A 12520-nucleotide genomic window follows, 5' to 3' on the forward strand; every position below is an offset into this window, starting at 1 on the left:
AAAATCATAATCTCGAAAAATCAGTCTGGAAAAGGCTGATAAACAGCACGAAGGAGTAGGGGAAATGTTTGAACTCGTCGATAATGTCCAGCAAAACGCTGTCATTAAAGTAGTAGGCGTTGGCGGTGGTGGCGGCAATGCCGTTCGCCACATGCTCAACAGTGATATCGAAGGCGTGGAGTTTATTTGCGCCAACACCGACGCTCAGGCCCTGACGGACCTGGATGCACGTCAGATTATTCAGCTTGGTGGCAATATCACCAAAGGGCTGGGTGCCGGTGCCAACCCGGAAGTAGGGCGTCAATCCGCTCTGGAAGACCGTGATCGCATCGCCGAGTCGCTGAAGGGCGCCGACATGGTGTTCATTACCGCCGGCATGGGCGGCGGAACCGGAACCGGTGCTGCTCCGGTTGTGGCTGAAGTGGCCCGGGAAATGGGTATCCTGACCGTTGCCGTTGTCACCAAGCCATTCATGTTTGAAGGTGGCAAGCGCATGAGTGTGGCGGAAGCCGGCCTCAAGGAGCTGGAGGAAACCGTTGACTCGCTGATCACCATTCCCAACGAAAAGTTGTTGGCGGTGATGGGTAAGAAAACCAGCCTGCTGGACGCGTTTGGTTCAGCAAACGATGTGCTGTTGGGGGCGGTTCAGGGTATTGCTGACCTGATTACCCGCAACGGTATGATCAACGTGGACTTCGCCGACGTAAAAACCGTTATGTCGGAGATGGGCAACGCCATGATGGGTACGGCGCGTGCCACTGGCGAGAACCGCGCCCGCGAAGCTGCAGAAGCCGCTGTTCGAAGCCCGCTTCTGGAAGACATCAACCTGCAGGGTGCCAAGGGTATCCTGGTCAACATCACCGCAGGTATGGATCTCAACCTGGGAGAATTCTCTGAGGTTGGCGACATTGTTCGTGAATTCGCTTCGGATTCCGCCACGGTGGTCGTGGGTACCGTGATTGATCCGGAAATGACTGACGAACTCAAGGTGACGGTGGTTGCGACCGGCCTGGGCGGTGACCGCGAGAAGCCGACCAAGGTGGTGGACAACACCCGTAGCCTGGATGGCACAACGGATTACAACCAGCTTGACCGTCCGGCCGTTCTGCGTCGTCGCGCCGTGGCTCACGGCAATGTGGCGATTGATCAGAGCAAGGACAGCGAGGAGCAGGGAGTCGACTATCTCGATATTCCCGCATTCCTTCGCCGTCAGGCTGACTGATAATCTGTTGCAAATGTATTCGGTAATGGAACCTTTGCGACCGAATTACGTGTGCTGACTATCAGTCCGGACTTGTGCCGGGAGGCCAATCAAAGGTTAACGATTGGTTAAATGGTATTCAGTCTTACTTTCTGGTATTCTCCGGGCAGAATTTTGCCCAGACTATATCGCTTTTATGTGACGGAAATATGTACCGATGATCAGACAACGGACACTTAAGAACACCATCCGCGCCACCGGCGTTGGCTTGCACTCGGGGGAGAAAGTGTATCTGACCCTGAAGCCCGCTCCGGTGGACTCGGGGATCGTTTTTCGCCGTACCGATCTTGACCCTGTGGTTGAAATCCGTGCCTGCGCGGAAAACGTTGGTGAGACCATGCTTTCCACGACACTGCTGAAAGACGGTGTCCGGGTTGCAACAGTGGAGCATTTGTTGTCAGCCATGGCTGGTCTCGGGATTGATAACTGTTTCGTCGAGCTCAGCGCCGCGGAAGTGCCCATTATGGACGGCTCTGCCGGTCCGTTTGTGTTTCTTCTGCAGTCCGCCGGTATTGCCGAGCAGGACGCCGCCAAGCGTTTCATCCGCATCAAGCGCGAAGTAACGGTTGAAGAAGGTGACAAGAAGGCGACTCTGCTGCCTTTCGAAGGCTTCAAGGTCAGCTTCGGTATCGACTTTGACCACCCTGTCTTCAAGGGGCGCGCCCAGACCGCAACCGTTGACTTTTCCAGCACGTCGTTTGTGAAGGAAGTCAGCCGCGCACGGACGTTTGGTTTCATGCGTGATATTGAAAAGTTGCGTGCGATGAACCTGGCGTTGGGCGGAAGCGTTGACAATGCCATCGTCGTTGACGATTACAAAATCCTCAACGAAGACGGTCTGCGTTACGACGACGAATTCGTCAAGCACAAGCTGCTGGATGCCATCGGTGACCTCTACCAGTTGGGCAACAGCCTGATTGGCGAGTTCCGTGGTATTAAATCCGGCCACGACCTGAACAACAAGCTGCTGCGCAAGCTCAGGGCAGAAGAGGATGCGTGGGAAGTGGTGACCTTCGACGACGAGGCCGCTGCCCCGATTTCCTACATGAAACCTGTGCTGGCGGCGGGCTGAGGCAGGACGCCTTAATCCCGGACGTGGCTTGCGAGTTTTTCGAGAACCTCGCGTAATTGTTTGTCCTTCGTGTGCCCGGCTTCCTCTTTGAGGAGCCGGGCATTTTCGTTACTGAGGGGTGTCATTTTTGCTTTCGGACGCTCGCTGAATCGCGGCGGAGCGACCTTGACCTTGAGTTTCCAGACGAAACGGAACAGCTCCTGTTTGCGAAGTTCTTCCATGATTTCATGCTGGCGGAAACGAATCTGGCTGGCGGTGGTGGCTGCCGTAGCCGACAGGACCAGCTCCCCGTCACGGCAACTGACAAACCGTGTGCCTTTGGCAAGACTTTCCGGAAGCGCAGCGAGAACGAGTTGTTCCGCCTGAGTATGATGCTGGGCTTTTGCCATCAGTTCACGCAGGGTTGAAGCCCTGGAGAAGCTGTCCGGAGTCAATTCGAGGTCGGTTTTCTTTTTCATGGCAATCAGTAATTCTCGACGACAACGGTAACGATTGGTTACACTTCGGCACGGTTAATAGGCAGAGCCTGTATTACACTCGTTTTACATTGTCTGGTGTGTGTATGTCCACGGGCGGCTGCTATTTTATTAAACGTAGTCGTTGCAATGGATAGCACGTGCGTTTTCAGACGCGATTTATGCTGCCCAGGATTGAGTAGTCGGATAGGAAATCCGCAATCTGGCAAAGGATGCCCCGGCAGGCCCAGTCAGAACACTCTGGATGCAACACTACAGGATCAGGTTGCGTCCACATGAAACCAGAAGACGATATGAACATTATCCTCGTTGGCAAACGCCATGGGAAATCCCGCACGGTTTCGGTAAACGCCCCTGTCCTGGCAGGCGCGGTGTTATTCGTGACTGCACTGTTGGTACTGGCGGGCTGGTCCGGCTATAAGGTGGCGGTGAGCCAGATTGAACCGGCGGAGCCTGCAGAATCAGAATTGGTCGCTCAGTGGCAATCCCGGCTGGGCGAACAGAAGGTAGAGCTTGCACGGATCGAGCGGAACGTCCAGCAGCAGGTTGATGCCTTAACGCTGCGGCTGGGTGAAATGCAGGGGCGTCTGCTCAGGCTTGATGCTCTCGGGCAGCGCTTTCTGGAATCGGGCCTGGTGGCCAGCGACGAATTCGACTTTGATCAGCCAGCTGCCGTCGGTGGCCCCGAGGAAAGTCTTGATGGCGACTCTTTCACCGCGCCAGAACTGACCAGCATGATTGATCAGCTTGCCCGCCGCATTGAAGATCGGGAGCAACAATTGCGCATGCTGGATATGGTTACTTCCCGCCAGAAGCTCGAGAAAGAGCTCTTCGTGGAGGGTCGTCCTATTACCTGGGGTTGGCTGTCCTCGAAATACGGCTATCGTTCCGATCCGTTCACCGGTAAGCGTACCTGGCACGCCGGTGTGGACCTGGCTGGCAAGGAAGGTAGCGACATTATCTCCGTGGCGGGTGGCGTGGTCACTTATGCCGACGAGCGCTATGGCTACGGCAACCTCGTTGAGGTGGACCACGGCGATGGCCTGGTAACCCGCTACGCCCATGCCAAGACCATCAAGGTCAAAGTGGGCGACGTTGTCCAGAAGGGGCAGGTGCTGGCTCTGATGGGCAGTACAGGCCGTTCCACCGGGCCTCACGTGCATTTTGAAGTAATCCGCAACGGCAAATCCGAGAATCCGGAAACCTACATCAAACGAGCTAGCCGCTAGCCGCTTGTAGAGGCGCCTGTGAGGGCGCCTGATCTCTTCCCGTTGTCCCCGTCCGGCACTCTTTTTTCAATCTTTTCAGCGTTGTGACAGGCTTCTGTGAGGCCTGACTTTTGTACTGCTGCGAAATAAGGTTAGAATGCCGGCTTCCTCCGTTTAATCAAAGAAGCAGTGGTCTATGTTCACAAAGCTTGCAACCAAGATGTTCGGCAGTAAGAACGCCAGAGAAATCAAGCGAATGCGCAAAACCGTATCGCGTATTAATGAGCTTGAAGAGCAGTATGGCAATTTGTCCGACACCGAGTTGCAAGGCAAAACTGCGGAGTTTCGCCGTCGCTATGACGAAGGTGAAAGCCTTGACGCATTGCTTCCCGAAGCGTTTGCCACCACCCGTGAGGCAAGTCGTCGAGTCATGGGGATGCGCCACTACGACGTGCAGATGATCGGCGGTATCACGCTTCACGAAGGCCGTATTTCCGAGATGAAAACCGGCGAAGGTAAAACGCTGGTAGCGACGCTGGCCGTGTATCTGAATGCTCTGACTGGCAAGGGCGTGCATCTGGTCACTGTGAACGACTACCTGGCTCGCCGCGATGCCGAATGGATGGGGAAGCTGTATCGCTTCCTGGGGCTACAGGTAGGTGTTGTCGTAGCCGGCCAGCCGCCTGAAGAGAAGCGGGCTGCCTATCAGGCGGATATTACCTACGGCACGAACAACGAGTTCGGCTTTGACTATCTTCGCGACAACATGGCCTTCAGCACGGAAGACAAGGTGCAGCGCGGCCTCCACTTTGCCATCGTGGACGAAGTGGACTCGATCCTGATTGACGAAGCCCGTACCCCGCTGATCATCTCGGGCGCGGCGGAGGACAGTTCAAAACTTTACCTGGCGATCAACGAGCTTGTGCCAAGCCTTGAGATGGGTGAAGTCAGTGAAGAGGGTGAGCCCAGTGGCGATTTCACCATCGATGAGAAATCCCGTCAGGTGGAATTGACCGAAACCGGCCATGAAAAAGTGGAAGAGCTGTTGTTGGAAAGGGGCTTGCTGAAGGAAGGTGAGAGCCTGTACTCCGCAGCCAACCTTAGCCTGTTGCATCACGTCCACTCGGCCCTCCGAGCTCATCATCTGTTCCAGAAGGACGTGGATTACATTGTCCAGGGCGATCAGGTGGTGATCGTTGACGAGCACACAGGTCGTACCATGCCGGGCCGTCGCTGGAGTGAAGGTCTGCACCAGTCGATTGAAGCCAAGGAAGGTGTTCGCATTCAGGCAGAGAGCCAGACCCTGGCATCCACCACTTTCCAGAATTATTTCCGTCTTTACGACAAGCTCGCCGGCATGACCGGTACCGCGGACACCGAGGCGTTTGAATTTCGCCAGATCTACGGTCTGGACGTGGTTGTTATTCCGCCCAACAAGCCCATCCAGCGAATCGATTACAACGATCTGATTTACCTGACTCAGGAAGAGAAGTTCCACGCCATCATTGATGAGATCAAGGACGTGACGGCTGAGGGACGACCAATCCTGGTGGGCACGGCCTCAATTGAGGCCTCTGAGCTTCTGTCCATGCTGCTCAAGAAGGCGCGGATTGACCACAAGATCCTGAACGCCAAACAGCATGAGAGTGAGGCCCAGATCATTGCCCAGGCCGGTCGCCCGGGTGCAGTCACCATTGCCACCAACATGGCCGGCCGTGGTACGGATATTGTGCTGGGTGGTAACTGGGAATTTGAAGTGGCGGGTATGGAAAGCCCCACCGAAGAGGAAATTGCCCGCACCAAGGCCGAATGGACCGAGCGCCACAACCAGGTGCTTGAGGCTGGTGGTCTGCACATCATTGGTACCGAGCGTCACGAATCCCGCCGTATCGACAATCAGCTTCGAGGCCGTGCCGGTCGTCAGGGCGATCCTGGTTCATCACGGTTCTTCCTGTCGCTGGAAGATAACCTGATGCGGATATTCGCGCCGGATCGGGTGAAGAGCCTGATGCAGGCCATGGGGATGAAAAAAGGCGAGGCCATCGAGCATCGAATGGTCACCAACGCCATTGAAAAATCCCAGCGCAAGGTGGAAGGCCGCAACTTCGATATGCGGAAAACCCTGCTGGAATACGATGATGTTGCCAACGACCAGCGTACGGTGATCTATGATCAGCGTAACGAGGTCATGTCCTCGGAAGACGTTTCCGAGATGATTAAAACCATTCGCGAGGATGTGGTGGACTCTCTGGTCAGTGAGTTCATCCCGCCGCAGAGCATGCCGGAGCAATGGGATGTTGCCGGCCTGGAGAGCCAGCTGCAATCGGAGATGGCCATCAACCTGCCTGTTCAGAAATGGCTGGACGAGGACAGCAAGCTCTACGAAGAGAATCTGCGTCAGCGTATTCTGGAAGAGATTGTCGCGGCCTACGACGCCAAAGAGGAACTGGCGGGCTCCGAGCCCATGCGCAAGTTCGAGAAGCAGGTGTTCCTGCAAGTGCTCGACACGCTCTGGAAAGAGCATCTATCAAACATGGATCACCTGCGCCGTGGTATCCACCTGCGTGGTTATGCCCAGAAGAACCCCAAGCAGGAGTACAAGCGCGAGGCCTTTAACCTGTTTGAAAGCATGCTGGAAACCATGAAGCGTGATGTGGTCCGGGTGTTGTCTCATGTCCGTGTTCAGAGCCGTGAAGAAATGGAAGAGGTGGAACGCCGCCGCAAGGAAGAGCTGGAGCGGGAGCTTGCCCAGGCGCGACTGCGCCACGATGAAACCAGCGCCACCGCACAGCACAGGCAGGATGACAGCGCAGATGGAGCTGCTACCCAGCAGCCTCAGGGAACGCCGGAGACCTTTGTGCGACAGGACCGAAAGGTAGGGCGAAACGAGCCTTGTCCATGCGGGTCTGGCAAGAAGTACAAGCAGTGTTGTGGAAAGGTCAACTGATTTCCGCCGCTGAGTGAGCGAACTAAGGCCCGCACCCTGATCGACAGGTTGCGGGTTTTTCGTTTGGTAACCGGTGTTCCGGCCGGATCGCCGGGTAGAAGCCGATCATGACGAAAGGAGAGTGAAAATGGCAGTTGGTCCAGGAACCTTGCCGACGTTTTTCCCGGTGGCCGGTGTCAGGCTGGGTATCGGCAGTGCCGGTATCAAGAAACCCGGCAAGAAGGATCTGGTGGTTATAGAGTTGGCGCCGGGTAGCCGAGTGGCCGGTATTTTCACCCGTAATCAGTTTTGCGCGGCCCCTGTTCACGTCACGCGAAGCCATCTGGCAAGCGATGCACCGCGCTACCTGCTGATCAACACCGGCAATGCCAATGCCGGCACCGGCGAACAAGGCATGAAGGATGCCCAGGCCTGTTGTCAGGCTTTGGCGGATCACGCCGGTGTCCCCGCTGGTAGCGTGCTGCCGTTTTCGACAGGGGTTATCGGGGAGCCACTGCCGGTTGGTAAAATTGTCAGCGCGTTGCCGCAAGCACTGGCGGATGTCTCGGAGTCCCACTGGGCTGAAGCAGCGTCTGGGATCATGACCACCGACACTCGTCCCAAGGGTGCCTCGCGCCGGATTGATCTGGATGGCCAAGCGGTATCCATATCCGGTATCAGTAAGGGGGCGGGCATGATCCGCCCCAACATGGCTACCATGCTGGGCTTTATTGCCACCGATGCGAATATCGCACCCGATGTGTTGGCGAGCCTTGCGTCAGAATTAGGAGAGGCGTCGTTCAATCGGATTACCATCGACGGTGACACGTCCACCAACGATGCCTGCATGCTCATTGCCAGCGGTCAGTCCGGCGGCCCTGAAATCGCGGCCGATAGCCCGTCCCTGCCAAAGCTCAGGGAAGCGCTGCGCGAGGTGTTCCTCGAGCTGGCGCACGCGATTGTTCGCGACGGCGAAGGTGCCACCAAGTTTGTCACCATTGATGTGAGCCGCGCGACATCGGTACAGGAGGCGCTGGACGTTGCCTATACGGTCGCTCACTCACCGCTGGTCAAAACCGCACTGTTTGCATCCGATCCCAACTGGGGGCGGATACTGGCTGCCGTGGGGCGTGCTGGTGTCGCCGGGCTGGACCTGAACGCCCTCGAGATCTGGCTGGGAGATGTGTGCCTGGTCCGCAATGGCGGCCGTGCTGCGGATTACAGCGAGTCCCGCGGGCAGGCCGTGATGGACGGTGAGGAAATTACCATCCACATTGATCTCGGGCGGGGGAATGTCAGTGAACGGGTGTGGACCTGCGATTTTTCCCATGACTACGTCACCATCAATGCTGAGTATCGCACCTGATTATGACGCCAGTTCGGGAAATACACGTTGCGGTGGGTGTTGTCTTTCGTGATGGGAAGGTATTGATCGCCCGTCGGCCGGACCATGTTCATCAGGGTGGTTTGCTTGAGTTTCCGGGTGGCAAGGTTGAGGCCGGTGAAACGGTCCAACAGGCCCTGGTCAGGGAGATTCGGGAAGAGACCGGGTTGCGGATAAATCCGAACCTGCTTGAGCCGGTGATTGGAGTTCGCCACGATTATGGGGACAAGCGGGTGTTTCTTGATGTCTGGGAAACCTCTTCCTCTGAAGGCGACCCCGAGGGCCGTGAAGGGCAGGCGATACAATGGCTCGATGTCCAGGACCTGGCGGATGTTGATTTCCCCGCTGCAAACCGTCCGATTATCCGCGCCCTGAAGCTGCCTCGTCGCTATGCCATTACCGGTTCTGCTGGCGATCCCTCGGCATTCCCTGAACAACTTCGTCAGCGCTTGCTCGAAACGCACCCACAGATGTGCCTGTTCAGGGCACCGGGACTAAGCGATGAGGTCTACGAGCGGTTGGCGGGCTGGTCACTGGAGGCGTGTCGCGCCAGCGATTCGCTGTTGATGCTTCACGGTGCCCCGCCGCTGCTTGAGTGCCTGCCCCAGGCCACCGGTTTGCACCTGCCGTGGCGGGAGGCCCGGCAGTTTTCCTCCCGGCCGATACCCGAGGGCTACCTGCTGGCAATCTCCTGTCACGATGAAGAGGAAATTGCGCATGCAGAACAGCTCCAGGCAGACTTCATTACCCTGGGACCGGTAAAGCCTACCTCTTCCCATCCTGGCGCGCCGGGAATTGGGTGGGAGCGTTTCCAGGAGCTGGTCGCAGGCGCCGCGATTCCTGTTTATGCCCTTGGCGGGCTTGTCCCTGATGATATCCTCGCAGCACGGCAGGCTGGCGCTCAGGGCATTGCGGGTATTGGTTTCTGGTGGTCAGGGAACGGATACTGATCCCGCCTCCAGTTCTGTACGCTCTGGTATGATAGATCCGTGAAGGCCGCTTTTATCAACGATTTTGGGAGACACAGTGAGCAAACTGACGCATCTTGACGATACTGGCGCCGCGCGTATGGTAGACGTTACGTCCAAGGCTGTTACCGAGCGTGAGGCCAGGGCCGAGGCGCTGATTCGGATGGCGCCGGACACCCTGGCAATGATTGTGGAAGGGCAGCATCCCAAGGGAGATGTGCTGGCGGTGGCGCGGGTTGCCGGTATCATGGCGGCCAAGAAAACCCACGAGCTGATTCCGCTTTGCCACGCGCTGAACCTGACCTCGGTAAAGGTAGAGCTGACGCCGGGCAAGGACGGCGCTTCGATTCACATCGCCACTCGCTGCAAGCTCTCCGGCCAGACCGGTGTTGAGATGGAGGCCCTGACGGCCGCCAGCGTGGCGGCACTGACCCTCTACGATATGTGCAAGGCCGTTGATCGCGGGATGGTCGTGGACAATGTCCGCCTGTTGGAGAAGAAGGGTGGGCGTAGTGGCCACTGGTCTGCTTCTGACTCCGGTTCGTAGGATCCATCATACAGAGACTACGCCAGGGCGCTGGCCTCGTGATAGAATGCGCCGCTCGATTGACTGAACCACGAGGAAACACTGTGGCTGTTCGTTACATCCAGACTTGCCGGCTGCCAACCCCTTTCGGCGTTTTCGACATGCACGGCTTTGAAGAGCCGGACACCGGAAAGGAGCACGTGGCGCTTACGCTGGGTGACCTCAACAGTCCGGAGCCGATGCTGGCGCGGACCCACTCCGAGTGCCTGACCGGTGATGCCCTGTACAGCATGCGCTGTGACTGTGGTTATCAGTTGGAAGAAGCCTTGCGCAGTATTGCCCGCGAAGGTCGGGGCATTCTTATGTACCTGCGCCAGGAAGGCCGGGGTATTGGGCTGCTGAACAAGATTCGTGCCTACAACCTGCAGGATCAGGGTGCGGATACGGTGGAAGCCAACGAACAACTCGGCTTTGCGGCTGACTTGCGGGACTACAGCATGTGCCGGGATATGTTGGCGCACCTGGGCATTCGTAGCCTGAGGCTGATGACCAATAACCCCCGTAAGGTAGATGCTTTGACCGATCTGGGTATAGAAATAGCGGAGCGCGTCCCTCTGCACGTGGGGCGCAACCCCCACAATGAGCATTACCTCAATACCAAGCAGAGCAAGCTCGGACACTGGTTCGAGACCCACCAGGACGACGATCCCGCCGTCTGATGTGATCTCTTCGCGTGTTTATTGAACCGCCTTTAGCGACTGGTTGTACTTCATTCGCTCCAGGCGGGTTTCAATAGTGTGCCTGATACCTTCGGCATCCAGTCCACAGGAAGACAGCAACTCGCCGTGCTTACCGTGATCTATGAAGGTGTCTGGCAGGCCGATCTGAAGCACCGGCTGGCTGACATCCCGGCTGTTCAGGAATTCCGTCACCGCGCTGCCCGCTCCGCCGGCAATGGCGTTCTCTTCAATCGTAACCAGTAGGTCATGCTTTTCCGCCAATGCCAGGATGAGCTCTTCATCCAACGGTTTTACAAAGCGCATGTCGGCGACAGTGGCGCCCAGAGACTTGGCAGCCTCCAGTGCGGGCGTGAGCAGTGTGCCGAAGTTGAGTATGGCAATGCCCGAGCCTTCTTTTACAAGCCGGCCCTTGCCGATCGGTAGCGGAGCCAGTTCGCGGACCATCTCTGCACCCGGGCCTGTGCCCCGAGGGTAGCGCACTGCCGCCGGCCCCTCAAAAAGCATACCTGTGTGCAGCAGTTGCCGGGTTTCGTTTTCGTCAGAGGGAGTCATCACGATCATGTTCGGGACACAGCGCAAATAGCTGATGTCAAACGCGCCTGCGTGAGTGGGGCCGTCTTCGCCGACCAGCCCGGCGCGGTCAATCGCGAACAGGACGTCCAGGTTCTGTATGGCCACGTCATGGATCAGCTGATCGTAGGCGCGCTGCAGGAACGTCGAATAGATCGCCACCACCGGTTTGGCGCCATCACAGGCAAGGCCCGCCGCCAGGGTGACGGAATGCTGTTCGGCAATGGCGACGTCGAAATACCGGTCCGGGAAGCGTTGGGAGAACGCCAGAAGATCGGAGCCTTCACACATGGCGGGGGTGATACCCACAATGCGGTCGTCGGCTTCTGCGGCGTCGCAGAGCCATTGGCCAAACACGTTGGCGTATTTCAGCTTCGACGGCTTCGGAGCAACCGGTTCTGGCTTGCTGGGCGGCACCGGTTCGATCTTGTTGATGGCATGGTAGCCGATTGGATCGGCTTCGGCCGGGGCGAAACCCTTGCCCTTGGTGGTGACCACGTGGAGGAATTGCGGTCCGTCCAGTTCGCGGATGTTCTCCAGAGTCTCCAGCAGCAGAGGCAGGTCGTGGCCGTCGATGGGGCCGATGTAGTTGAACCCCAGCTCTTCAAACAGAGTGCCCGGCGAAATCATGCCCTTGAAGTGTTCCTCGGTCTTGCGGGCCAGCGCCATCAACTGTGGCGTGCCCTGAAGCACCCGTTTTCCGCTGTCGCGGACCTGATTGTAGGTCCGGCTTGCCAACAGCTTGGCAAAGTAGTTCGACAACCCGCCCACATTGCGGGAAATAGACATGTCATTGTCGTTGAGGATCACCAGCATGTTGGCGTCCAGATGCCCGGCGTGGTTCAGGGCTTCGAACGCCATTCCGGCCGTCATGGCACCATCCCCGATGACGGCAATGCTCTTGCGACCAGTGCCCTGCATGCGAGAGGCGATGGCCATACCCAGGGCAGCGCTGATGGAAGTGCTGGAGTGACCAACGCCGAAGGTATCGTATTCGCTCTCCGCCCGTTTCGGGAAGCCGGCCAGGCCATCCTTTCGACGGATGCTGTTCATGCGTTCCCGGCGCCCGGTCAGGATTTTGTGGGGATAGGCCTGGTGGCCGACGTCCCAGACCAGGCGGTCTTCCGGGGTATTGAAGACGTAATGCAGGGCAACGGTCAGTTCCAGGACACCCAGGCCGGCGCCGAAGTGGCCGCCTGTTTGTCCCACCGACCATAGCAGGAAGGCACGTAGCTCCCTGGCGAGCTGGGTCAGTTGCTCTGCTGCCAGTTCGCGCAGTTGCCCGGGAGTGTCAATCCTGTCCAGCAGCGGCGTGTTGGGCCGTTGGGACGGGATTTCCTTAAAAGTATATGTATCCTGCATCTGCTCGGGTCTTTTCCGGGTGATTCA

The 12520-nt window shown here is 57.6% G+C and carries 10 protein-coding genes; 8 read left to right on the top strand and 2 right to left on the bottom strand.

Annotated elements, in window-relative coordinates; genetic code table 11:
• Positions 1-64 precede the first annotated feature (64 nt).
• Complete coding sequence (gene ftsZ / locus AAGD24_RS05275) at positions 65-1222, top strand: cell division protein FtsZ (RefSeq protein WP_007154572.1); 1158 nt, start codon at positions 65-67, stop codon at positions 1220-1222.
• Positions 1223-1418: 196 nt separating this feature from the next.
• On the top strand, positions 1419-2333 hold the full coding sequence (lpxC, locus tag AAGD24_RS05280) for a UDP-3-O-acyl-N-acetylglucosamine deacetylase (RefSeq protein WP_007154571.1): 915 nt from the start codon (positions 1419-1421) through the stop codon (positions 2331-2333).
• 11 nt (positions 2334-2344) lie between these two features.
• On the opposite strand, the gene AAGD24_RS05285 is transcribed toward lpxC, so the two are convergent.
• The gene (locus AAGD24_RS05285) at positions 2345-2791 is read right to left on the bottom strand and encodes a DUF721 domain-containing protein (protein ID WP_036203758.1); all 447 of its coding nucleotides are present in this window, start codon (positions 2789-2791) and stop codon (positions 2345-2347) included.
• A gap of 293 nt (positions 2792-3084) precedes the next feature.
• Here AAGD24_RS05285 and AAGD24_RS05290 point away from each other — a divergent pair, with 293 nt between their 5' ends.
• From AAGD24_RS05290 to ribA, 6 genes are all read left to right on the top strand, one after another.
• Positions 3085-4038, top strand: a complete 954-nt coding sequence (locus tag AAGD24_RS05290) for a M23 family metallopeptidase (protein WP_075194901.1) — start codon at positions 3085-3087, stop codon at positions 4036-4038.
• Positions 4039-4213: 175 nt separating this feature from the next.
• Positions 4214-6964, top strand: a complete 2751-nt coding sequence (secA, locus tag AAGD24_RS05295; RefSeq protein ID WP_041333407.1) for a preprotein translocase subunit SecA — start codon at positions 4214-4216, stop codon at positions 6962-6964.
• A 127-nt stretch (positions 6965-7091) separates the two neighbouring features.
• Positions 7092-8309 carry a bifunctional glutamate N-acetyltransferase/amino-acid acetyltransferase ArgJ gene (argJ, locus tag AAGD24_RS05300; RefSeq protein WP_350034711.1) on the top strand — a complete coding sequence of 406 codons (1218 nt, stop codon included), beginning with the start codon at positions 7092-7094 and terminating at the stop codon, positions 8307-8309.
• 2 nt (positions 8310-8311) lie between these two features.
• Positions 8312-9277 carry a Nudix family hydrolase gene (locus AAGD24_RS05305; RefSeq protein ID WP_350034709.1) on the top strand — a complete coding sequence of 322 codons (966 nt, stop codon included), beginning with the start codon at positions 8312-8314 and terminating at the stop codon, positions 9275-9277.
• 76 nt (positions 9278-9353) lie between these two features.
• Complete coding sequence (moaC, locus tag AAGD24_RS05310; protein WP_007154565.1) at positions 9354-9842, top strand: cyclic pyranopterin monophosphate synthase MoaC; 489 nt, start codon at positions 9354-9356, stop codon at positions 9840-9842.
• A gap of 83 nt (positions 9843-9925) precedes the next feature.
• Positions 9926-10540, top strand: coding sequence for a GTP cyclohydrolase II (ribA, locus tag AAGD24_RS05315; RefSeq protein ID WP_007154564.1), 615 nt, complete (start codon positions 9926-9928; stop codon positions 10538-10540).
• Positions 10541-10558: 18 nt separating this feature from the next.
• Here ribA and dxs read toward each other — a convergent pair whose 3' ends face one another.
• Positions 10559-12493, bottom strand: a complete 1935-nt coding sequence (gene dxs / locus AAGD24_RS05320) for a 1-deoxy-D-xylulose-5-phosphate synthase (RefSeq protein ID WP_085681566.1) — start codon at positions 12491-12493, stop codon at positions 10559-10561.
• Positions 12494-12520: the final 27 nt, after the last annotated feature.

Source organism: Marinobacter sp. M5B (assembly GCF_042604615.1).
Classification (GTDB): Bacteria; Pseudomonadota; Gammaproteobacteria; order Pseudomonadales; family Oleiphilaceae; genus Marinobacter; species Marinobacter salarius.